Here is a 24,179-nt window from a genome sequence, read left to right on the forward strand (position 1 = left end):
ATATTAGTTTGAACATGTACATCCTTGATAAAACAATTTATATTCGGAAAAACATGCAATTGGTTTACTAGTCCAACAAGAAAATAAATTAGATTGTGATGTATATGAAGTTTTGATTTTCTATGAGATCTGCGACTATTTTCCACATTGAGAATTAACCATACTGAACCTGCGTGAGCTCGTAAAAACACAAAGTACTAAAGCTTGGAATTAATTATACCTATTTTGTGAGTTTTATGATTAATGAAATAAAAATAAAATCACTTTAAATCCTACAATAATTATAACATTATTTCTCTCATTAAGATGAATTCATTTTCAACTTGATTTCATAAAGGCAGGTGTAAACCTACTGAAGGCAGGTAAATTCGATTAACACTTGAATATTATTTAAAATTATCAAATCCATTAAAGATTTTTAGGAGTGACTTTATTTACGAAAATCTCGTTAGGGAGCAAAGCTTATCGGACAATTCTACTATAGTCTGCCAAAGGCAGACAGGTTCGATTAACACTCTCCAGTGTTGATCTACTCGTAATCTGTACCTGTTCAAGTTCAATGAACTTAATCATTTATCTATTTATATAATTATCACCAAGATATTCTAAATAAACTAAACTAAAAAAGATTACACTTATTTTCATTTTTCAAATCAATAATCAACGGTCTCTTTAAACTATATTCTTATTAAAATCAAAAATTGAATCTCTTTTACTTTCCAGACTTTCTTTACAGTTTCAAATGAGAAGTCACCTTGTAATTCAATTTTTTATATGCAGTAAAATTAAAAATCCTGATCTTTCTAAAAATCTTACTTCATCTAAGTATTATTTAATTCATAATATTCTTGCAAACTCTTGAATATGTTTGTTACTATTTTATTCAATAAGGTTTTAAATGCCCCAGAATTAAAAAAAATTTTTTATTGATTAAAGTAATATGATATAACGAATTTAGGTATATAAGATTCTATTAAACATTGTTAAGTCTGATTTTTATTAAAAAACATTACTGTGCTTTATACAGTATTGTTTTGATTTTCATTTTGATTTTTAAGTCCTTCTGTTGATTTTTCAAAATAAGTGTCAATAATAGCTCTTATGAAAAAAAGAGCGAAGTAAAGGATAGCACAAAAAATAGCTAAACCAAATTGTCCAATAATACAAAAGAACACACAAGCTAATGTTACTGCCCTGGGCTGTATTGCACGTATCAATTCAATAATAAAATTACTTTTAAGTTTTCTCGTTCTCACGATTATCACTTTTATTGTGAGTAGAATAAATTAGCCATTTCTTTAATTAATATTAATAACCACAAAAACCAGAATTCAAAATCATAAATGGAATAACATTACCAATATTACTTTTTGTTACACTTTGATATAATTTCATATCAACTCGCATACTGTTTGGTATAATCAGCAAGAATTGCAAATGCCTTACCATTACGCTTCAAAACGAAATATTTTAATTCATTCATCAATGAATCCATATCAACTGTAAAGCCATCAATTTCTGCGTATGTTTCATTTTTATTATTAAACTTTTCTAAAACACAAGCATCAAAGATTTTTACACAATATTCATGAGTTCCAAAATTTTTGGCTTCATCATCATTAACATATCCAGTTAATATTAAAGTAGGACGATTATTTTTCTTGGTAAAAATTGTAGGTCTAAACTCTGCTGGCAAATTTAGATTTATTATTTGACCTGTTTTATTATCAAATTTAATACTGTCCATTAAATTATTTGCTTGTGCTACACTCTTAATCTGTTCTTTCTTTATCTGCTCTATTTCAATATTTCCATCATCAAATAACCAGCCTGCTAAAATCTTAACTGTTGCATCGTCTGCAAAATAATTCTTTTCATCATTATTGACAGATACACTTTCACTACTTTCTTTTGACTTTTTAAACGTTGCTAAAACATCAGCAATAAAAGCATCAATTGTTTTTTTGGACAAAGAAAGTTTATGAGCTAACAACAAACTATTACAAATAATCAAAACAGTATTTAAATCAATAGCATCCTTTGTTCCTGATACAACAGCAGAACGTAATGCTTGAATCTCGCTTTCAAGAGATAAAACTATCTCAGAGATTTCGGCTTTAGTATTAATAGCATTAACCATTTCAGCGATTACAAGAATATCTCTAAGATGAACCATATTTTTTAACTCCATTTTATTAGTTAATATATTTTTATTTTCAAATAGAGATATCAAATTGATTTTCAAGAATGCTATCTTTATAACTGAGCGATATAATCTGTCTTAGCATCGGCTAACTCTTCTTGTTGCATTACATAAAATTTCATTAACAATATTCAGTTATTACATTTTTTATAGGATTGTCTAAAATAATTTTAATTTCATTATTATCTAATGAAAGGTCAGCTCTCAAGGTAAGCATATTCGATTCTTACTTTTATAAGCAATCAATATTATCATTCAATTTAGATTTTTCTAAGTAGCTTTAGCCACGATCTCGATAAGCTCTAATGCCTATCGGAACAATTCCACTATGGCTTGTCCCGACGAAGTCGGATTCGATTCATACTTAATACTTGCGATTATATTTCATATCATTTTAAATCATCGAAGTGGCTTTAGCCACGAAGATCTCGATAGGCTGTTAAGCCTATCGGACAATTCCACTATGGTTCGATTCATACCAAACAACATTAAGGGTACTTATTACCGAGGAGATACCATCACAATTCCACTATGGTTCGATTCATACTACTCCAACAAGAAGTAATTGAAGGAGATTTAGATTTGTCACAATTCCACTATGGCCTGCTTACAGCAGGCAGGTTCGATTCATACTTAATACTTGCGATTATATTTAATATCATTTTAAATCATCGAAGTGGCTTTAGCCACGGAGATCTCGATTGGCTGTTAAGCCTATCGGACAATTCCACTATGGTTCGATTCATACATGGCATCTGGTTGGACATCCAGTCGATGCTAAATCTGTCACAATTCCACTATGGCCTGCTTACAGCAGGCAGGTTCGATTCATACGTCTATTTTGATAACAAAAATATGCATTTTCTTACTAAAATCAAGCAGTAACTAAAAAAATTTTTTTGAACCTCATTTTCTTTAAAAAGCCCGGGAGATTCAAGTTTAGTTTTTAGCTCATTTTCACATTTTTTTAAAAAAGTTCCCAATTTCTCTAAAATTTTTCTCGAGGTTCAAAATTTTTCCTTAGTTTTTACTCTGTTTTCAAAGCTTTTAAAATCACCAATTTTTGCTCTTCCATTATTTTATTAAAGTTCTTTTTTATTTTTCTCGAGTTTCAAGAATTTACTTTCGGGTTTGAGTTAATTCCTGAGTTTTTAGAATCAGAATCAGTGCTTTTTGCTCTCTATATTTATGTATCTCGTGTAATGATTGTCTAAAATATTCTTCTTTTCTAATCGTGATTCTAATACTCTTTTTAATCTTTCAAATTTATTTTTTAATGTATTTTCTTTCTTCAGCTGTTCTTCTATAATATTTAATGCATTATCTAACTGATTATTTTTATAATATGCTAATGCCAAGGTATATTGTGCATAATCTGGTAATCCTCTTTTATAGATTGGTTCTAATATTTTAATTGCAGCTGCAGATTTTTTTTCTAATAAATTTAAAGTTGCAAGTTTATCAAGTATAAAGATTTTATTTTGTCTTTTTAGTTCTTCCGGGAATCTTATCTCGTTTGCTCTCATTAAATACTCGTACGATATATTTTTGTATTTATCATCTTTCTTTGTAATGTAAAGATACAAATTAATCACTCCTTTTATATATGCCTTGTATGCACCACATAAGTAATTATTTTGTTCAACTAAGTCTAATAAATTTTTAGAATTTTCATTTCTGTTATAATCTGCAATAATGCACTTATTAATAGTTTTATCTGCCAGTTCTAAATAATTAATAGGTTCAGCATAATTTAAACCATGCTCGTTGTCATCGATTATTAGATCCTCTACTTTTATTTTATTTCTAAATAATTTTATATAGGTTAATGCAAGATGGTATAAAGCTTTTATGTAATATTTTTTATGAATCTTATTTTGTTCTGGGTCTCTTTCATAATTTTTTATTAATTGTTTGAATGACAATTCGGATTTTTTTAGTAAATCGTAAGTTGTCATTTTTATTTCGTTATATTGTTTCTGCTCATTATTTACAAATAAAGTTTGTTTAGTCATTATTTCTGATAATATTATTCCTTTTCTGTAATAATCTTTAATATTTGTTGGATTTAGTTCAATAGCTTTATCCAATAGATTTAATGCATTATTTATCTCATCAATTATTTTCCCATCTTTTCTTCCATTTGGCCTTGTAAGTTCATTAATAGATTGATAATATGAATAAGCAAGAGAAGAATAAAAGGCTGCATTATGAGGTTCAAGTTCAATGCATCTTGTTCTAAGCTTTAATGTTAGATTTCGATAATATCTTTTTTCTTCAATAAACTTGTTTTTATCTTTTTTATCCTGGAACATCTTTTTTAAGTTAACAGTGCATTCAGCAAGTTTAGCAGTTGCAAACGAAAATTTATTTAATAAAGTAGGATCATTCCAGATATAACTTTTTTCGAGAGGAAAATAATTTTTTAATATTTCATATATAGCTGACCAGTTATTTTTTTGAATTAAAATATCAAGTTCTGTCTGTATTCTAATATCGCTCAATATTTCAATGAATTTATTTTCGTCAACTATTGTACAGAAAGGAATACTTGAGATATCATGAATTTCAAAATATCTTTTGAGAGAATTTCGAATATGGTATGATTTAAATTCCAGTTGTCTATCAATTTTATAATTAATAAGAAGATAATTATCCGTTAGTTTTGAAGATAGAATATTCAGTTTATATGCAAGATTATCTTTGTTCTGTGCTTTGGTAAAATATACAATTGCAGAGTTTATGTTTGAAAGTTCATTAATGTTATCTTTATTGAATTGTAATATTTTTTTAAAATATTCTTTACCCCAGTATAAATTACTATTATCATTTAATGAAGTATTGGATGTAGCAATTATAAAAATCATTTTATTCTCCATTAATAAAATTGAGTAATTTCATTTTTTTCAATCCCAAGAATTTTTTTACCAATATATTTTTGTTCTTCTGCATGGTAGAAAATAATTGAATCTTTTTCTTTATTTATTATTTGATTGAGTTCTTCTTTTAAGCTATGAAATTGTTTTGCAGTAAGTTCTCCCTCGAAAGCAGAGTTTTGAACCCAATTCATATATTTTCTAAGAGTATTGAGAACTTTCTGTAATCTTTTATTACTGGCTATATCGTAAACTGCTATGTAAAACACCTTATTAACTGGCTCTATATGGTTCATAGGATTTGATATTACCTTTTAAATAATTAATTAGATTATAACATTCCATTCGAATTAAAGATCTATATGATATTTTTCTATTCAATCTTTTATGATGAATTACAGTCGATAACCTATTTTCAAATTCCTCAACAAATTTTTTGCGAGCTTCTTCTTTCAAACGATAACCTTTAGTAGTTATTTCAAAATCTTTTTCTTTAATCATATTCATATTAATTACTTTGAATATTACTCTATCTGCTATAACAGGCTTAAATATTTCAGAGATATCGTAAACAAGAGGTTGTTTTTTATCACCAATTTCGTGAATAAAGCCAACGTATGGATTTAGTTTTGTTCTATAAATTTCATTAAGACATACAGCATATAGCAATGAATTCCCAAAAGAAATAAGTGAATTAATTACACCAAAAGGAGGTTGTTTAATTCTTTTTTCAAAATCTGTTTCGTGTTTGAAAATTAATCTCCAACTTTCATAGTAATGATTTCTTGCAATACCTTCAATTCCAAGTAATTCATTAATAGAATCTACAAAGCGAATTTGTTCAATAATTGAATTTAAAGCTGATATAATTTCCATTAAATCTGAACCTGAATAAGAATAAGACTTAAGTATATGTAGCATATTTTTTACAGCAGCTTCTATAATACTTTTTGCCAAATAGATTCTTTTATAATTATTTAGATAAGTTTCGTATTGTAGAATCTGAACTTCGCCAGATCCATTATTATTAACTGGTATAAAGCTGCCTATATAATTCCCATAATAATTAAACATATGAACTGGTATTTCATAAAAAGAAGCACATTTGAAAAATTGAGTATTGAATCTCACCTCTCCAAATGTATAGAATGCCTCTATTGATTCTGCTGGTATGTGCTTAGATTTACCATTAATTTCAACTTTAGTAGCAGGTAATAAAACCTGTTCATTTTCACCTTCATATATATCAATATTGTGAACAGGTTCAGTCTCTGGTATAGTATCGATTGTAAATGAGTTACTCTTTCTGCTTAATATAGAATTTGAAAATATGTAGATATTGGTTTTCATACTTAAAAGAATTTATCTAATTCGTTTAACCAATCATCTGATTCATCACTATCATCGTTATTATCATCATCGTTAATTCTATTTATTGTATCTTGTAACTGATCCATAATATGCTTTTTACATTTTTCACATGCTACGTATATAAATAATTCTTCATCATCATTCTTTGAGTTCTCAGTTGTAAAAATTTTGTATACATTTTCACAAAATCCACATATCTCAACATAAAACTGATTATGATAAATTTTATCAATGCAGTTAGAACAAAAAGAACCTTTGTATTGAACTGAATTAGAACAATTTTCTATGCTGCATTTGTAATTTTTATTTACATTCATACTCTTTTGCATATTTACCTCTTTATTTTTGATTATAAAATTTATTATTAGAAATCATCCATATCAGAGTCATAATCTAAATCAATGTGACGTTCTCTGCACTCGTCACAGCAATCATATTCGATAAGTTCATGAATACATTGTCCACGTATATCTGTATGTGAAATACTGAGAAACTCCTCACAATAAAAACAAAAATTCATTACATAATAATTATTCGAAAGCTTGTCCAAACATTCCTGACAAAAAGAATCCTTATGTTTAACTAAATTAGTACAGTTCTTAACACTACATTTGTGAACTTTAATAGTTTGAAATATTTTTTCCATTTAAACTCCAGTTAATGTTATAATTATTATTTATTTAAGAAGTGCGGCAAAATGTGATTCGGGACTGAATGCCCTCAAATTCAGTGAACCACAATTTTAACCGCACTCAGAATGACTGAAAGAACAAAAATCTAACAATCAAAAATTATCACAGTGTAGTCAAGAATTAAAGAATAGAAACATTTCAGAAATGTTATTTATCAGGATGCAAATAGAAAGTTCAATCTCATAATTTTTTCTACTGTTAACCCTCTAATACAAAATTATTTTTTCTATTGAATAAGAGATTGATAAGATGAGAGTTTCAAAATTTTCTAAATATTTTTTGCAAAAATTTTCCAGTGATTCTACCCGCACTACGTCTTAAAATTCTTTCTCCAATTTTTCCTTTTTTAATTGCATTAACATCGCCGAGTAGACGAGCAAGTGTATAGAGAATATTCCGCAAGCTATTTATTGTCATATTCACCCTCAAGTATTTTTTGAAAGAAATTATAAATTAAATCGCGATTTAATGTATTAAGATCTGTTCTAAGAATTTTATATTGATCTGGTTTCATATTTTGTTCTTCAAACCACTTTGACCAGTATTTCTTAAGAATATCAAAATCTTTTGGTGAATTTTCAGAAGGATTCATTTCTGTAACAAGTATATAAAGATTTGAGAGATCATTATTTAATTTTATGAGTCCATAATCTTCTCGATCAAAAACTTCTTCCCAATTTTCTAAATTTCTAAATGCTCTTACGTGTTCTGCTCTGGGAATCAAATAACTAAATCTTTTACCACTATTATACATGCTATTTTTATGATAGATATAGCCATCGGTAAGTATAACGAGTATGTTAATAAAATTAGTATCTCTCGATATACAATCATCTACAATTCTATGTTTGAAGTAATTAAAAAGATCAGAACCGTCATAAACTTTAGATTTTGTTGCAAAGGAATATAATTTTTTTAGCTGGTCATTATAAAGTTGTGATATTTTCTCGAACATAATTTTGCGTTGCTTAAATTCTAATCGACCAAAATCGATATTAAGAGAATCTGCAATTTCCTGATATATATAATAATTCTGAGAAGGATAGAAAATTGTTTTAATTTTATCATCACTTTGAACAACTCCCTTTTTATTCAAATAATTTTTGAATGCATCAATTACATATGATATAATGTAAATATCTTTTTCTGCCTGTTCTGGATTTAGTTTTGATGATATTCTATCAGAAAGATCGAGTAAGATAGAAACATTTAAATTCTTGTAATTATAACGTTGAGATTCATTTTTCTTTTTGTTTGTTTCATTTTCTGAACATGACATAAATAAGCTAACATACAGTAACAAAAGTATTTTTATTATAATCTTAATCGATACTTTTTTGTGCATTGTTTAAATTCCTTTTTTATTACAAAAGTTTTCGAGTGAGTTTTCAATTTTTAATATTTCAGATTCTTCGTAGTTACCATTTTTAAGATAATTAATCCAGCCAATTGCATATTCAGTAATAATTTTTCTTATTTCATGATTACTAAAACCAATTTTGTCGTATACTTTAGTAATTTCTGTTGTTTCAATATTAAGATTATAAACCAAGCTTTCGAGATTAGTAATCTGGTTTTTAATTTCATTTACTCTGGATTCAGCTTCTAATTTTTTGTCAATAAGATATTGTTCCATTTGTTCAAATTTATTTTTATGCATTCTTTGTTCGTTGTAGAGTGCAAATAGTTTACCAAAAAGTAAATAGACACAAAAGCCAAGTGCAATTATTACCCAGAAATTTAAATCTTGTAATGCATCTATAAGTGTAAAAGGTTTGACATTACCATAAGTATTTATTGCTTTAGAGTTATAAATTCTTTCTGAGATATGATAAGCTAAAATAGCATCAACAAAAAAAGTAAATAAAGCTACTCCTACCCAAGTATATTTATAATATTTTGTTTTATTATTTTTTACATATTCAATAACTAATCCCAATCCAAGAAATATAAAAGGAGAAAAAATAACCAGCATAAAAGCAGAGATTCCTTTACGAAAAGCTTCTTCAATTGCTTTTGGATAAAATATTGAATCGAACAATGTATATTTTGTAATACTGATATCGCGAAAAACAGCAGAGTAAACAACAGATGTATAAAAGAAATATAGAAATACTGCCACAAATAAACTTAAAAGTCCATATATCCAAAGGAACATATTATCTTTCTCAAGCGAGATAAATTTCGATGGATCTTTTTTAAATTCATTCAGTGCAGTTGTAGCTTCTTTAAGTTGATCTTCGGCTTCTGGTAATTCTTTTTCCTGTAATCTTTTCTTTTCTTCTGTATGAATTGAAATTTTTTCCATTATTACTTCTTTCTGCTTTTCAATTTCAGCATTCTTTGCTTCAACTGTATATTGCATTCTTTCTACTTTAGATATTAAATCTGAATAAAAATTTTCAAGACTTATATTAAATGCAGATGTAGCTCCTCCAACTTTACCAGCATCACGAAAGCCCTGTGTAAAGAAATCATGATTTGTGTTATTTAATGATTCATCTTTTTGATCTTTAAAAAACGGTAAAATTGACGACATAAATCCTCCTTTATGATTTCAAATGTTTTTATTTGATAAAGATGTATGAATCATATTGCCCTGATATGAAAGAGTAAAAAACCAAGTTAATTTATTACTAAAGAATTTGCTGGTTCATATAAAAATTGAACTATTGATAATTTTTTTCTGAAATGATATTAGTTTTACTTGCATTATAAAGCCCTCAATTTTTGTTCTGAAAAATCTGTATTAATTTTTATATATAAAACGATAGAAACATTTTGAAAATATTTTGGAAATAAAATTGTAGTATGGAGTATTAAACGTACACAGACTATAAGTATGTATTATCATAATCTAATAACCTGTGCTGCAATACTGTGAAGCAATAAAAAACGTACCATCATTAAATATTTATCTGGAAGTTTTCTTTTTAGTTCGAAATCGTGGATAATGTGTAAATCACAGACTGAAAGTCTGTGCAACAAAAAGTATTAATCACAGACTGAAAGTCTGTGCTACAATAATTACTATTTTATTATAAAACTATCTTTGGTTGCTTTAATGTAATAAGTTGAATCTCCCCATTTTCTATTAACATTTATCTTAAAGAAATCAGCGACTTCTGCATCATCAAATAACTGGTCTAATTTTTTATTAACCTTAGATCTTTTTTGCAAGAAAAAATTATCATTAAACCTTTTAGTTAATCTTCTATCATCTCGATCTCTCATAGGAAAGAATTCTTCGCGAAGTTCATTAAATCTAATTCTGGTTTCATCTGAGCAAAATTCATAGATAGATATATTCCCTTTCCCTCTTTCTTTTGATTCAACAAAATAATAATAAAATAAAAATTCCATTGGTTCTAAAATTACACTATCGTTACCAAATCTTAATTCCCTTCTTTCAATATCAATAATCATTTTAGTAGAAGGTGCTAAAATTTTTAATTGTGCCTGTGTGAATCTTACAATGTCATCAAAATTAGATTTAAGTAAGTCAGGATCTTTAATCTCAGCGGTAAGAATAGGTCTTAATCGCACAAAAGGAATATCTGCTAATTCAAGATCATCAATTTCTTTTTTAGATTTTGGATAAAATCCTTTGAACTCATGCTCCTCTTTTGTTAAAACATGTAACAATCTATCATTTTCTCGGGCAAATATAGAAAGTGCATTTGCCAGATGAACACTCATTGATTTTCTTCCACCAGTTATAGAGCAATAAAGGACATTATTTGGATCAGAAGATTTTATTCTTAAAAATTCACAAACTTTATTTGGAAATAAAATATTGTCTTTATCAGAGCGAATATCAGGGAGTTCAATAGATTCTTCTTTTGCAACAATTATGTGCTCATTGTTTTCTTCAAACCGTGGTGGTTTTATTTTATAAAGTTCACACATACTTTTTATTTCACTTTTCAAAGAAGTTTTTGGTGTTGCAGGTGCAGTATCTTTACCAAGAATAACATCTCGACCTCTTTTGGTTGTGAGTACATATACTTCATCAATTTTAATTTTTTCTTTAAAAGTAAGACAGAAAAGAGTTTCGGTTACAATTTGAGGAGTAAGTCCCGAGACACATATTAGCAAATTTTTTTGCTTCATATATATTGCTCCTGTTTATCCAAGATATTAATAATCTTAATACTGAGTTCTTTAGCACGTTCTAAAAATTTTCTATTAGCTTTTTTACTTGAGACAAAAATTCCTTTACCAAATGTTCCGCTTGTAATATTTCTCAAAGTTTCTAATTGAAATAAATCATATTGATTATCGCTCTTCCCGCTTTTACATGAATAACTATAAAGTTTGTAATCTTTTAAAACCAAAACATCAATTTCATTTTCAACATTCTTATCGCTTACAATTTTTACTCCAGTCAATGGATTTAATTTATAATGTTTTTTAAGGATATAGTACACATAGTATTCAAGCCAATCACCAGATTTATATTCGTAGCTTTGAATGGAAATTGTTCTTTTATTTTGAATTCCGAAGATAATGTTATACATATCAAAGTTTTTTGAAAAGATAAAATTTTTACTTCTACTTGTAATTGTTATTTTAGGATAATCTTCAACATGTCTTTCTCTAATTTCTTTGAAGAGCAGAACGAACTCATAAATTAAATTATTTGCTAAAATAAACTCGAATAAGGGAAAGAACTTTTCTACTAAATTAACATTTTTCGATTCTTTAATTTGATATCCATAAGAAAGCAAGTAATCTTTTATTGTTAGATCGGCTTTAAGATTTTCTATTTTATATTCGGGAGAAAGAAATATTATATTTTGATGTTCAGTATCACAATAAATTATTTTTTTATTATGTTCTTTAAAAGCTTCGTAAGCTGCAAGAGCCATTAATTTTGTACCACCTGTAACATTTAAGCAAACATCATCATGAAACTTGTTAATCTCATTATTAATTACGTTTTTAAATTCAGTAAAATCATATGCATTCAGACCATCTTTTCTTTGAACAATTATATTTTTTGATTTGAATAATTTTTCAAGATTATCTGCACTTCTACATTCTTCGGGGGTAGAAAAAAGAACGACCTGTTTTGGTTGAAACATCAAAATTGGTAAAACATTAGCCATTGATTGACGAGAGACAAGACAGAAAATAGTATTCATAATTTCTCCGAGATCTTAGTGTTCTATGCATTTAAAAATTTCTGAACCACTAAGAACACTGAGAACACTAAGTTATTTTGTATTAGATGTGCAACTTTTTCACAAATCTCTTTAATATTCGCAATTAATGTTGAAGCCGGAATAGGATTTTCTCTCATACCTGCATGATTAATATCATTACGATAAGTTATTAAATCACTCCATATTTTTGAAAAAAGAGAAGCTTTTTCATCTAATTCTATATTTTTGCGAGATAAATCTAGCCATTCGTTAAGCATTTTTTCTGATTGTTCTCTATCACTTTTACTTAGAGGATTTAATTTTTCTTTAATACACAAATAAGACACCAATGCTTCACGAGTTAACGTTATTGCTTGTTGATATTTTTCAATCTTAATATAAAAATTTATCATTTGAGCCTGTGCTTTGAATCCTTTATCATCAAATAGATTACCTTCTGCTTCAGAAATTAAATTATACTCAGATTGTATCTTATCTAACAATTTACCCAAAGGTTTGACTTTCGCTAATTTTTCTATATCATCTTTAACATTTTTAATAAGTTTTGGTAGTTCCTTAGCACTTTTAAAAACTTCATTAGGTCTGATAACAGAAAGTGCAGTAGTCAATTCATCTAGATTCTTACCAAGAGATTTCAATGATTTAGATTTAATAACAGAGTCTTGTTTGTAAGTTTCATTATGAATTAACTCCAGAATATTTCGTAATCTCTTTGCATTACCAAAATGGATAAACTCATCTATAGCATAAGACCAATTAATTAGATCAAGAAAATTAGTTATATCAAATATAGGTGCTTTACCTCCATAGGTATCTTTTGCTTCAAAAGCTCCATATAATACTTTTGTTATTTTAATATTATTTAAAATTTTCAGGAATGTAATTACAGAAAGTGCCACTATAGGAATAGAACGAAAACCATGAGTAACATCAATAATAATTTCGTCGTCAGTTGGTATAGATTCTGCTAAAGTTTCAAAGATATTCCATAACTCTTCTTCATTTTTACCTTCCATAATCTTTACTTTATCAAAAGAAATAAATGTGCGCATTTCACTTTCATATTTTCTTGCAGCTTCATCTGTCATAAAAATTATTGTTTTCTGTGGATTATAAAACTCATTTAAAGCATGCACGAAAAACTTTGTTTTAAATTCTTTCATATCATTTGGCAAAAAATAAATTACTTCTTGATAATTCCCCTTTCCTAAAAATGAAATTAATATCATATTTCCTCCATGTTCTTAGTGAACTTAGTGGTTTAAAATTACTCGTCTGATAACTTAGCAAAATATTCAGTAACAAGAGGGATAAGACTTTCTGTTATATTTGTAGAATGAAAATTAATCAATAAACCTTTAGGTGCATTTAGTAACTTAAGATAAGTAAGTAACTGTGCTTTGTGAATAGGAAGAATTATATCAACTGTTTTAAGCTCTACTACGATAAGTTTTTCTACAATAACATCAGCTCTTAATTCTACCTCAAATTTAAGTCCCTTATAATCCAAAGGTACAAACACTTGTTGCTCAGCCATTAATCCTCTAAGTTTAAGTTCGTGCAAGAGGCACTTTTCGTAAACAGATTCTAATAAACCAGGTCCAAGAGTTTTATGAACTTCTATTGCTGCCCCAACAATTTGATATGAGAGATTATTAACATATTTTTTTGTAATTCTCATATAAATCTTTGTGCTCTTAGTGCCCTTAGTGGTTCATAATTTGTTGAACCACTTAGACCACTTAGCTCACTAAGTTAAAATTAAAAGTAAAAGGCATGCCGAATTGAACGGCAAAGTTATTATTATTTCTTTTTTGATTCTATTACCTTAAATTTTTGCTTAAGGGATTCTATTGGGTCATTTTCATTTTCTGTTTTTTTATCAGTTACTGATATTTCTGGCTTTTTATCATACAATTTTATTTTAACCCAACCAGTCAAATATTTAGGTTCATTATCCTCAAATACAATTCTTCTGGTTTTGGGAAATATTGGGAAATTTTTTTTCCCTAACTGATATTTTTGTCTGAAATTATTTAACCAAGTTTCATCTAAGTAATCGCCCGTCATTCCTTTCCAACCACTACCCCAGGAAATTCGCATGATAAATTCATCTTTAGAAAGATTTTTAATTTTATGTATGAGATTATCAATTTCTTTTATAACGAGATTTAACTTTTTAGGATTAGTCAGTTTTTCAAAGAATTCCTTATCCTTTTTAAGTTTTTCTATTGAATAATTATTTAATTCAGTTATTAAATTTTGAAAACTTTGAAGTGCATTTTCATGAAAATGCAAAATTGATTGAGCCGTTGGGTCATTAAATAAGAAATTACTTAGAGAAATTGATGAATAACCCTTAGCTCCTATAGGTAATGTCTCTGCTATAATTTGTGAAGCCTGATTTGGATTAGAGGTATTTTGTCTATTCCACAATTGTTTCCATCCATAGCTGGTTCCTTCATTATTTGTTAAACTTAATATCAAGATTTTTTCTAATTCTAATTCTTCAAATTCAGCATCAAAAATTTCTAATATTCTCATTAAATTTTCGTTTGAAGTATCGCCCAGCAGTTTTTTAACAATTGGTTCAGATGCCCATTCTTTTTTATTACTTGTTACTCTCTGTAACAAATTATTTTGTTCAATAGGGGTTAATTGATTAAATCTTTTTCTTAATATGATTGTTCTCAAAGCTCCCTTAATAGAAGAACCAGGGATATAAGGTTTTCCATTACCATTTTTTTCAAACTCGTTTATTTCTGAAGTTTTACCGATTGAAATATTATATTTTTTACCAGGAGGAATTTTCTTTAATGCAGACAACTTGTAATTACCATCAATAAATTTATTCATTTCATCTGGATTATGTGCAAGATATTCCATTAACTCTGGTTGAGATACAATGTGAACTGAATAATCGGTTTTAATAAAATCAATTCCTTCAGCAAGTTTAACACCACTTCCTACATGTACTGGTGTCAATACCTCAATTGAACAAGGAATTTTTTCTCCAAGTTTTTGTTTAGCTGACTTTATTCTTTCTTCAATTGTTTCCATTAATTCCTCCAGCTATTGGTAAAAATAAAGCCTGTCCACTTCTATAAACATCATATTTTAAATGATCAGGATAATCTTTTGCTTCCAAGACCTTATGAATTTTACCCACCGGTTTTTGTTTAGTAGATAATTTTAATACTGAACCTTCAACAAACATTCGAAGTGTTTTTCTATTTAGGGTGTTATTTGAAATCCATCCACCTCTAATAGTAAAATCGTAGAAAGATTCTCTAGGATTAATATTTTCAAATTCTTCTTCTGTCGGTGAATAAAGTGATAATAAGTAATAATAATCAGACTCCGTATTTAAATCAAAATTAAAATTCTGTACTTCTTCTACTTCAAAGAAACCTTTGCCAGTTGTTCTATCTGCTCCAATCCCTTCATCACCTAAAAATCTTAAAACAGTTTCAAAATTTTGAAGTATTTCGTCTTTTACCTCAGCAATAAAATATAAACCAGCATTTTTATGAAAATAAACTTCGGTTTTATAAAAAATCTGAGTTTGATTTGTTACTCTGTCCATAATAATATGTGGAACTTCTTTCTCATCAAAAATTTTGTCTTCATTATTTCCATCTTTTTGATTTTTCAACACTCTCCAGCAACCATTTAAGATATAATCCTTATTAAATAATGTTTGTTCAATTTTTTCATTTTTCAAAATCTTCAATAGTAAATCTTTTGAAATAAATTTTACTTTCTTAAATATTTTTATCATCTCATATTCTTTAAGATCTTCTGGGAAAAAATGAAACGGTTTTGGTAAGAAGTATTCATCTTTAAAAAATGGAAATGCAGAAGACAATATCACTGCTTTGGGCTCAAGAAATTTTCGAGTAATGTCATCACCATAAAATTTTATTGCAGCACTTACCAAGGCACTAAACAATGTATCTGAGCGGATAAAAGTTTCAGATGAACCATCTACTGCTGTTCCAGAATCAATATGAAATGATGAATGAAAATTTAGTTTATAGGCTTTCATACGAGCCTCTTAATTCTTTAATTCATCAGGAATTTTAACTTCATTATTTTTATAGTCTTTCCAGATACCACCAGTCTCATATATACCTTTATCCTTATACTTCAATCCAGAAATTTTAATATCAACCTCGCCGCTTCCCCTTGTTCCTTTACCACCCAAATAATCATTTTGAACAAGTGCCAATCCTTCAAAAATTTTATCAAGCATCGCTTTTTCATTATCACCATTATAAACATTAAGAATCATTCTCATATTAAAAACAGCTCCAGCTGGAACTCTTTCTAGTTGTCTCGGTGTTGCAGCAGAAGTAATTCTATCAATAACAACTTCGGTCTTAACTTCTGTGAAAGGCATATCTGTATCTTTAGAAGTAGCCAATTTCTCTGCACTTGTTCTCTCAAGTTCACAATCTCTAACAATTAAACGAGAAGGGACTTCTTCACTTCCTTTGATCTTTTCTGGCATCGTTCCAAATATTTTCACAATGAGATTTATTCTATCAGCATCTTCTTCTTTTAATCCATTTCCAGCTTTTACAAACTCTGTAAGTGGGCCTCGTTGTACATGTTCACCAACAGCAGGACCAAATTTACCCTCAACTTTCTCGAGTAAACTTCTCATTTTCCCTTTTAATGAGCTACCTGGAATGTATGGTTCATTTGTTATTGGATTTCTTACTACTGTAGCATCAGCACCGCCAATTGACATTCCTACGCTAGTACCACCGATATGTAAACCGGTTTTTGCGGTTATTGTTCCCTCAATTAAAATTTTCTTTACAAGTTGTCCATTATTGTTATTCATTTTATTTACCTCCAAATGATCTGTGATATGCTAAAATTGCTTCAAAAAAATTTGCAAAGTTATTAAACTTCGTTTCCATTACTTGCTCATTATTACTATTAAGAACTTCATCAAGTGCTTTTTCTATAACTTTACGAAATTCCTTAGAACCTATGGTTCCTTTTCTTTCTGTTAAATAAGCAAGCCTCGGTTTTAGTAAAAGTAAATCTGACTTATTAAATCCTTTCATTTTCATTCTTTGAACTTCCCCATAAACATTTCTTATTTGTGAAGTTGTTAAAGCTTCTTTATCATCTGGATTATTTTGTTTTTTGGGATTATGGGGTTTTGTTAATTCTTGCCCAAAAGCTTCTGCAAAAGCAATTGCTTCTTTATCAAGGCCATTTTGAATCCAGTGCGGAGCTTTTAGAATACCATCCACTTGTTGACCATCGATATTAAATGTTGTTGCCATTTATTTATTCTCCTTTCTTGTTAATAAATCTGTCCAATTAGCTATTATGTATAGTAATTGTATTAATTCTTGTTCAGTTTTAGAACTTGTAAAAAGTTCTGCAGCAAATTCTTTAATTTCATTATCATAAGGATCTTTGTATTGATTTGCTAATCTTGTTAAAGAATATGATGCACGCCAGCGCCATTTTGCCCAATTACTATATTTACCTTCTTCAAATTCATAGTAAATATTATACAAACGGGAAATTAAACCCTTACTGATTTTTTTATTTTCTTTATTCTGATTATCTAATCCTTTTTCAATCCATTTATAAAATTTCACAACCCATTTTCTAATTTGCTTAAAATCATTCCAGCTTACTGGGGTTTTGTCATCAAGGAAACAAATTCCATTTTTAGTTTTTATAGTGTTGCTTTCCTTATTTTTTCTTTCATTTCTTTTGGCTTTTTCTTCAAGCTCGCCAGCTTCTATTGCTGCTTTGTAGACTGGATATTTAGCATCAAAAAGTGAGATACCAGCTGAAATAGAAAAGTTATCATTATATGATGTAAATTTTTTGAACTCATCATTTATCCAAATTGCTATGTCAGGTAAAACTGACCAATGCCCAACAATAAAAACATCATCACCACCAGAGTAAATAATTTCAATTAAATCTCTCACTTTATAATTATGTTTATTAAATATATTTGATAATCCTTCAATAGGATCCCAGGAATAAAACTTTAGTTTATTCAAATAATGACTAAAGAAGAAATCAAGCATTAAAGAAAGTTGAACAACGCGTCCAAAAGTTGCGTGTTTGCCAAATCCGTCTTTAAAGATCTTTCCAAGATTATCGACATCAAGTCGAAGAACACCTAATCGTGGAATGCCTATCTTATTTTTTACTATTTCTTCGTAAGTATCTCCAAACCTCCAATCACCACCATAAAATTTAAAGCCTTTATTTGCATCGCCTTCCAGCTCAGTTATTTTTAGGCTATTTATTAAAAATTGTCTAGGTTCTTTAGCATTTAATTTATTTTCATACTTCCGTTCTTTGCTGATGTTAAAAGAGTTTAACCCTAAAACAGAATAGCCTTCTAAGACATCTTGATAAATTAGAGAATCAAAATTTTTTTTAAGATCGTTTCCAATTTTTTGGGAATAAAATTGTTCTTTTGAAATAAAATCATCGGTTAAAGTATCACCATCATAAACCTGATAAAATACTTCTCTATCAATAGTATGTTTTAAAAACTTAACTGGTGAGTGTTCATCGAGTTTTACCTCTTCGGCCAAGGTTTTCTTTTCTAACACAACTTCTTTTTCAATCAAAGGAATTCCAGTATATGCACATTTTATTAGCTCGCCGTCAGGGCCAGAAGGTTCAAATAATGAATAACTCCAATTATTAGAAAGTTTTCTTTTCTTCTCTTTTTCTACTATAGAATTTAATTCATCCCACTTTTCGGAAATAGGATGGTCCTTTCCCACTTCATTATACTCTAAATCCCTACCATTGATTAAAATTTTTCCGATGATTAAACCTAACGCTCCCTTATATTCTTCAAGAAACTTTTGTTCAACATTCATTTGAAGTTCTTCGAGTATTAAGTTTACTTTAGGTGTATTGGACACAAAAAGATAAAATTTACCACCACTTGAATAAATAAGATTTGTTATTGGTAAATCGAGTTTATTTAAGAAGTAATAGGCAATATTTTCCAACATTTGATTTAAATAAAAGGACCTACCTTTTAATGCTTTTGCTGCACCTTTATGACCAACATTATAAATATAATTCTGTATTCCTGTTATATCAGCCAGAACAAGTTGATAGCGGTATTCATCTCTATTTCCAAAATCATTGAACTTGGTAATATCTTGACCAAAATTTTCAATCATAAATCTAAACATTGAAATTGCAATTGCAGCTGTTATTTTGGAATGTTCGAAAAGAGAAACATCCGAACGGGTTTTATATGACGAGGATGGAACACACCATAAATATTTTTTAAGTACATAATAGAGAGTCTCAAATTCATCCTTATTTACATTGTTAATTTCTTTTTCAAATTTTTTCCACCAATTAGCATATTTTTCTTCTAGATTATCTAATTTGTATGCATCTTTACTTTCTGGGGACTTATACTCATTGTAATACAACTCACAAATATCCTGCAGATATAGTTTTTGATTTGATTTACCATAATCTACTTTAGAAAAGATTGATTCAAGTGGTTGTTGATTTTTAACAGTTGGATCTGGTTGTCTTTCACCACTTGCTAGATTATCTGCTTCACAAATAATTTCAGCAATAACTCTTTCTGGACCTTTAATTTTACCTTTTAAAATCGATTCTCTTAAATCCTTTTCGTGATGATTGCTTACAATATTGGCAAGCATTTCATTATTAAAGGTACGATTCACAAATCCTGATGAAAGGATTATATGATTTTCTTTGCAGTTTATATTCCCTCTTTTTTCAAACTTTCCAATATCATGAAATAGTGCACCAAGTAGAAGGGTTTTTTCTTCTGGTGTCATAGACATATCCCTATTTTTATTCCTAATTTATCTTTTATTATTCTCTAATCCGAGTTTAGAAATATTTTCAAAATATTTCTTACTTCTTGTATTCTTCTATTGCAATCTTTTCTAATTGCTTTTTCATTTCTTTGGGTAATATTACTGTCTCATAAAATTTCCCATCTTTCCCTTTGGCATCCGGTAAGGCTAAAAAGATTCCATTTGTGCCATTTACTAAACGAAACCCTTTTATGATTATTCCATCATCTGTTTCGATATCCAGAAATGCTAAGGTTTTGCCCTCGCTGTTTAATTTGCTCATTCTTGTAATCTTCATTTTTCCCTCTTGTTGTTTTATGTTTATTTATTTTACACTTCTCTTGAATCCTTTCTATAATTATTAATTATTAATTAAAAACATCTACCATCCCAAAACCCATTGAATTCTTTTCGCCAAAACCACATTCATAACCAATTTTGATGAGTTCAATATCCCCTCTAATTGTGAATGGACAAAATATTCCTATAACTTCAACTGGATTTTTTATGTCTTTTAGAATCGACACTTTCTTTGATAATCTTTTATCTTTCTTCAAGGCTTTTTCTATATAACCCTCATCCCAGTTTATTTTTACTCCTGTTCCACTATAATCTTTTTTATGAATTACTTTATATTTATTAATAAGATTTTGATTAAATACTCTGTTGATTTCTTCCATACTATCATTATATCTAAAATAATATTGATTGAATTTCCCATTTACTAATTTACCAGTCGAAAGTACAAGTGGTGTGATCATTTTAAATTTCATCTCCTGTGTATATACAGGAGAAGGGAGTATCTCCGCCTGTGTGATTTTGAAATATGTGAATATATTATCTGCCATTATTTCAATTCTTTGATTCTCAAATGTGCCTATTACAAAATTTTTAATGAAATCATCTACAAGTGGTGTGGTGATATATAAATATGCAACTGGACTTTTTAATATAAACGCATCTTCGTCAAGTAAATATTTTTCTAATTGCAATGAGAATGAAAATAACTTGTATGTTTTATTACTTGTTACAAAACCAATGTCATGTAAAAATTTTGAAAATGAACTTGAACCAAAATTAAGTAATTGATAAATAGCACTGGATAAGCTATAATTATAATTAATTGCTACCCTCGTGGAATTATGTGAACTAAGTTTTAATTTTAACCGCATTAGATATTCGAATTTATTTTCAAAAACTTAATTCTTAAAAGCAACTTAAAATTAGCTTTTTATATAAGCAATAAAAAAATGTTAATTATTAAAAATATTCTCTGAATCTAATAAACTCGAACTTTGATAACTTACCTTCTTCTGTTTCGATTACATTTCTTTTTGTTGTTGAAGCTATTGCTTTTATTCCTTTTTCTTTTAATAAATTTACTAAAACATAAACAAATGTAAGTTCACCCATAATATGCACAGCATTATTATCATATTTTTCTTTAATAAGTATATTCTCAATTTCTTGAAGATATTTATTTGCTAATGATTTAATATACTCTAACCCTTCTTCCGGTGGAATAAGTGGAAACTCTAAGTCCACTATCTTCCCATAATTACTTTTTGCAATCTTTTTTTGGTTTTCCTGCCATGTACTAAACGGATGATTAGATAAATTTATTAACATATTATTTCACATAATTATTTTTAAGATTATTAACACCAATTAATGAAGATGCCAAACCATTGGCTCCCATAATTGCTTTATGATATTCTATACTTAAACCTGTAACTGGTAAATCTGCATAAGCTTTAAATTTCCCTGTTAATAAACCAGTATCTTTAATTAAATGTGCAGCAATACCAAGCCATAATGCTGAGATTGTCATATTTTTATTTCTGGAAATAAATTCGGCAATTCTATCCCACAAGTTGTGATGATTTACAGGTAAATGTTCAATTACTATTTCGATTATCTTGTATGCAAGTCTTAATAAAAATTCAAATGTAAACCCAGCAATAATTGAATGGAACCAGATACTTCTATGCATTGCAATTGAACCAAGCTTTAAGTCAAGATCCGGGATTCCACCTTCAATATCACTACCCCCAGCAGCAACAAAGAATATAGTCAAACCAAGAATTATAGAAACAAGTAATTCAATTTTTTCTTCTCTTGATAATTTCTTAAAAGCACTTACAGAATCTTTAGCTTTATCTGGAATATTCAATATAAAATCTTTAGTCGTTCTAAAATCTTTTTCTAAAGAATTTATTACTCCATTTTCTCGATACTCATTTATTTTTTTCGATGTCATATTTTTCAAAGCAATTAAAATTTCTTTTTTACTTCGAAATGTATCTTTAATTGAATCTTTTGAAAGTGAAAGAAGTATTTTCAATAGATCTTTTTCGTTTAATGAATTAAGTGCATACTTAAGTTCTGCTATTAATTGATTAAAGGTGTTAGTATTTTGATAATTTAATATAATTTCCATTTCTCCCTCAATTCTCATTAAATAAGAGTATGCTATTATAAATTTTTCAAAATTTTTTTAACCAAATTAATCTAATAGAAAATGCAAGCTTTGATCATTTAATGTATGAACTAAATTTTACATAATCCGTTGCCTGAATGCAACAGCAATTGTTCAATCCTTGTTTAGAAAAAGTAAATACCCTGTTTACTTAAGCTTCACCATAATAATTATTCTCTAAGAGTTTTAAATAATTTTCTAAATCTTTAATTTTCTTTTTAAGTATTATTTTTGTTTCATTAGTATCATTATCATTGCCTTCCTGTTCAAGCTGTTTATAAACTCTATTGCAATCATCAATATATATAACGATAACACGTCGGACAATTTCACTTATAATAATATTTTTAATACTCTCACGCAGTACATTAATATTCAAGTTATCGATGGAGTAATCACCTAATATAGACGGATCTACAGGTGGCATTGTAAAGTTTCCAGTCTCACTGAAGTTCAGGCTATAAAGCTTATCATTATCTTTTTCTGTAATTGTATAATTAAATTTACCATCAATTATTACATCAATATCAAAACCAACAGAGAAAATTCCTTTAAGCAATATCTTATCTAATTCTTCATCTCTGGTAGTAAGATGATGCCACAAAGATTGTTTTATTTTATCTGGAGAAATAGAATTAGAAGGAAATGGTATTTTAAATGTAAGATTAAAGTAATCTTCGGGATTGTCAACTTTGTAGTTTGAAATATTAATTAAGATTTTTTCTTTTTTGTCCATTAAACATCCCCAGTTTTACTTAAAGTTTTTTTCAATTTTATCATATTTAATACAAAGGTTGAATATAATAGAGTGTTCAAACCTAAACACTGAATTCTATCATATTAAAAATGACTGATTTTTCCAGAGTAAGTCGAATTTTATTATTAGAGGATAAATTTTATTGTTGAAAAAAGGTCAATATGATGAAGTTTTTTACTATTTGATTTTGTCACAATTCTTTTTAATCGGGGATTTACTTTTAATAGTATCCTTTGCGGTTTCATTTTAACTTAACCACCAAGAATGCAAAGTCTCAATCCTTCTTTAGCAAGGAAATAAATTTTAATTTCTTGCATTGGATTTTTCCGGCAGCTGCAATGCCCAAAGTGAACTGTCTCAATCCTTCTTTAGCAAGGAAATAAATTTTAATAGTGTCGACACGAATGATTGGCGCTCAATAAAAATGCAAGGGTCTCAATCCTTCTTTAGCAAGGAAATAAATTTTAATGATGCAAGAGTATGGTCTTGCCAAACAAACAACGGATGAAGTTATCAAGTCTCAATCCTTCTTTAGCAAGGAAATAAATTTTAATCCACAGGCGACGAAACTAACTGGAGATTAGCAGCTTTCATAAGTCTCAATCCTTCTTTAGCAAGGAAATAAATTTTAATTATCGCAAACATTTGTGATAGCCGAGGCCGGTTAAAATGTAAGTTGTCTCAATCCTTCTTTAGCAAGGAAATAAATTTTAATATTCCTCAAACGACATGGCGGCGCTGATAATGACGATTCATTGTCTCAATCCTTCT

At 28.2% G+C, this 24,179-nt stretch carries 24 protein-coding genes and 1 CRISPR repeat array (1 of these 25 only partly in view); of the genes, 1 reads left to right on the top strand and 23 read right to left on the bottom strand.

Annotated elements, in window-relative coordinates; all coding sequences use genetic code 11:
* Positions 1–1,019 precede the first annotated feature (1,019 nt).
* Together VJY38_RS01630 and VJY38_RS01635 are read right to left on the bottom strand one after the other, a co-directional pair.
* Positions 1,020–1,256 carry a hypothetical protein gene (locus VJY38_RS01630; protein ID WP_353678924.1) on the bottom strand — a complete coding sequence of 79 codons (237 nt, stop codon included), beginning with the start codon at positions 1,254–1,256 and terminating at the stop codon, positions 1,020–1,022.
* 140 nt (positions 1,257–1,396) lie between these two features.
* Positions 1,397–2,176, bottom strand: a complete 780-nt coding sequence (locus VJY38_RS01635; RefSeq protein WP_353678925.1) for a hypothetical protein — start codon at positions 2,174–2,176, stop codon at positions 1,397–1,399.
* A 728-nt stretch (positions 2,177–2,904) separates the two neighbouring features.
* Here VJY38_RS01635 and VJY38_RS01640 point away from each other — a divergent pair.
* Complete coding sequence (locus tag VJY38_RS01640; RefSeq protein ID WP_353678926.1) at positions 2,905–3,048, top strand: hypothetical protein; 144 nt, start codon at positions 2,905–2,907, stop codon at positions 3,046–3,048.
* Between the two features lie 318 nt (positions 3,049–3,366).
* On the opposite strand, the gene VJY38_RS01645 is transcribed toward VJY38_RS01640, so the two are convergent.
* The 21 genes from VJY38_RS01645 to VJY38_RS01745 form a co-directional block, all read right to left on the bottom strand.
* Positions 3,367–5,070: a hypothetical protein gene (locus VJY38_RS01645; RefSeq protein ID WP_353678927.1), complete on the bottom strand. Its 1,704-nt coding sequence runs from the start codon at positions 5,068–5,070 to the stop codon at positions 3,367–3,369.
* An 11-nt stretch (positions 5,071–5,081) separates the two neighbouring features.
* Entirely contained in the window at positions 5,082–5,375 is a 294-nt protein-coding gene (cas2, locus tag VJY38_RS01650) for a CRISPR-associated endonuclease Cas2 (protein ID WP_353678928.1), read from the bottom strand.
* Positions 5,353–6,429 carry a type I-B CRISPR-associated endonuclease Cas1b gene (cas1b, locus tag VJY38_RS01655; protein ID WP_353678929.1) on the bottom strand — a complete coding sequence of 359 codons (1,077 nt, stop codon included), beginning with the start codon at positions 6,427–6,429 and terminating at the stop codon, positions 5,353–5,355. The genes cas2 and cas1b overlap by 23 nt, the downstream gene beginning before the upstream one ends.
* Before the next feature lie 2 nt (positions 6,430–6,431).
* The gene (locus VJY38_RS01660; RefSeq protein WP_353678930.1) at positions 6,432–6,779 is read right to left on the bottom strand and encodes a hypothetical protein; all 348 of its coding nucleotides are present in this window, start codon (positions 6,777–6,779) and stop codon (positions 6,432–6,434) included.
* Between the two features lie 621 nt (positions 6,780–7,400).
* The gene (locus VJY38_RS01665; RefSeq protein WP_353678931.1) at positions 7,401–7,559 is read right to left on the bottom strand and encodes a hypothetical protein; all 159 of its coding nucleotides are present in this window, start codon (positions 7,557–7,559) and stop codon (positions 7,401–7,403) included.
* Positions 7,546–8,487 carry a hypothetical protein gene (locus VJY38_RS01670; protein ID WP_353678932.1) on the bottom strand — a complete coding sequence of 314 codons (942 nt, stop codon included), beginning with the start codon at positions 8,485–8,487 and terminating at the stop codon, positions 7,546–7,548. The genes VJY38_RS01665 and VJY38_RS01670 overlap by 14 nt, the downstream gene beginning before the upstream one ends.
* 3 nt (positions 8,488–8,490) lie before the next feature.
* Positions 8,491–9,681: an MFS transporter gene (locus VJY38_RS01675; RefSeq protein ID WP_353678933.1), complete on the bottom strand. Its 1,191-nt coding sequence runs from the start codon at positions 9,679–9,681 to the stop codon at positions 8,491–8,493.
* 491 nt (positions 9,682–10,172) lie between these two features.
* A complete protein-coding gene (gene csm6 / locus VJY38_RS01680; protein ID WP_353678934.1) occupies positions 10,173–11,255 on the bottom strand; it encodes a CRISPR-associated ring nuclease Csm6 in 1,083 nt (360 codons plus the stop codon).
* Entirely contained in the window at positions 11,252–12,289 is a 1,038-nt protein-coding gene (locus VJY38_RS01685; protein WP_353678935.1) for a Card1-like endonuclease domain-containing protein, read from the bottom strand. The genes csm6 and VJY38_RS01685 overlap by 4 nt, the downstream gene beginning before the upstream one ends.
* A 23-nt stretch (positions 12,290–12,312) precedes the next feature.
* Positions 12,313–13,539: a TIGR02221 family CRISPR-associated protein gene (gene csx2, locus VJY38_RS01690; RefSeq protein ID WP_353678936.1), complete on the bottom strand. Its 1,227-nt coding sequence runs from the start codon at positions 13,537–13,539 to the stop codon at positions 12,313–12,315.
* A 38-nt stretch (positions 13,540–13,577) separates the two neighbouring features.
* A complete protein-coding gene (locus VJY38_RS01695; protein WP_353678937.1) occupies positions 13,578–13,991 on the bottom strand; it encodes a GxxExxY protein in 414 nt (137 codons plus the stop codon).
* A gap of 122 nt (positions 13,992–14,113) precedes the next feature.
* A complete protein-coding gene (gene csm5 / locus VJY38_RS01700) occupies positions 14,114–15,370 on the bottom strand; it encodes a type III-A CRISPR-associated RAMP protein Csm5 (protein ID WP_353678938.1) in 1,257 nt (418 codons plus the stop codon).
* The gene (gene csm4 / locus VJY38_RS01705) at positions 15,357–16,358 is read right to left on the bottom strand and encodes a type III-A CRISPR-associated RAMP protein Csm4 (protein ID WP_353678939.1); all 1,002 of its coding nucleotides are present in this window, start codon (positions 16,356–16,358) and stop codon (positions 15,357–15,359) included. The genes csm5 and csm4 overlap by 14 nt, the downstream gene beginning before the upstream one ends.
* A 9-nt stretch (positions 16,359–16,367) precedes the next feature.
* Positions 16,368–17,162 carry a type III-A CRISPR-associated RAMP protein Csm3 gene (gene csm3 / locus VJY38_RS01710; protein WP_353678940.1) on the bottom strand — a complete coding sequence of 265 codons (795 nt, stop codon included), beginning with the start codon at positions 17,160–17,162 and terminating at the stop codon, positions 16,368–16,370.
* Between the two features lies 1 nt (position 17,163).
* Complete coding sequence (csm2, locus tag VJY38_RS01715) at positions 17,164–17,616, bottom strand: type III-A CRISPR-associated protein Csm2 (RefSeq protein WP_353678941.1); 453 nt, start codon at positions 17,614–17,616, stop codon at positions 17,164–17,166.
* Positions 17,617–20,151, bottom strand: a complete 2,535-nt coding sequence (gene cas10 / locus VJY38_RS01720) for a type III-A CRISPR-associated protein Cas10/Csm1 (protein ID WP_353678942.1) — start codon at positions 20,149–20,151, stop codon at positions 17,617–17,619.
* Between the two features lie 79 nt (positions 20,152–20,230).
* Entirely contained in the window at positions 20,231–20,470 is a 240-nt protein-coding gene (locus VJY38_RS01725) for a septation protein SpoVG family protein (RefSeq protein ID WP_353678943.1), read from the bottom strand.
* A 70-nt stretch (positions 20,471–20,540) separates the two neighbouring features.
* Complete coding sequence (gene cas6, locus VJY38_RS01730) at positions 20,541–21,344, bottom strand: CRISPR-associated endoribonuclease Cas6 (RefSeq protein ID WP_353678944.1); 804 nt, start codon at positions 21,342–21,344, stop codon at positions 20,541–20,543.
* Between the two features lie 88 nt (positions 21,345–21,432).
* Positions 21,433–21,801, bottom strand: coding sequence for a hypothetical protein (locus VJY38_RS01735; protein WP_353678945.1), 369 nt, complete (start codon positions 21,799–21,801; stop codon positions 21,433–21,435).
* Position 21,802: 1 nt separating this feature from the next.
* Positions 21,803–22,612: a hypothetical protein gene (locus tag VJY38_RS01740; protein ID WP_353678946.1), complete on the bottom strand. Its 810-nt coding sequence runs from the start codon at positions 22,610–22,612 to the stop codon at positions 21,803–21,805.
* Between the two features lie 190 nt (positions 22,613–22,802).
* Positions 22,803–23,387: a hypothetical protein gene (locus VJY38_RS01745; RefSeq protein ID WP_353678947.1), complete on the bottom strand. Its 585-nt coding sequence runs from the start codon at positions 23,385–23,387 to the stop codon at positions 22,803–22,805.
* Positions 23,388–23,679: 292 nt separating this feature from the next.
* A CRISPR array of direct repeats spans positions 23,680–24,179; the repeat unit is 37 nt; unit sequence GTCTCAATCCTTCTTTAGCAAGGAAATAAATTTTAAT (it continues 345 nt past the right edge of the window).

Source organism: Rosettibacter firmus (genome assembly GCF_036860695.1).
Taxonomy (GTDB): Bacteria; Bacteroidota; Ignavibacteria; order Ignavibacteriales; family Melioribacteraceae; genus Rosettibacter; species Rosettibacter firmus.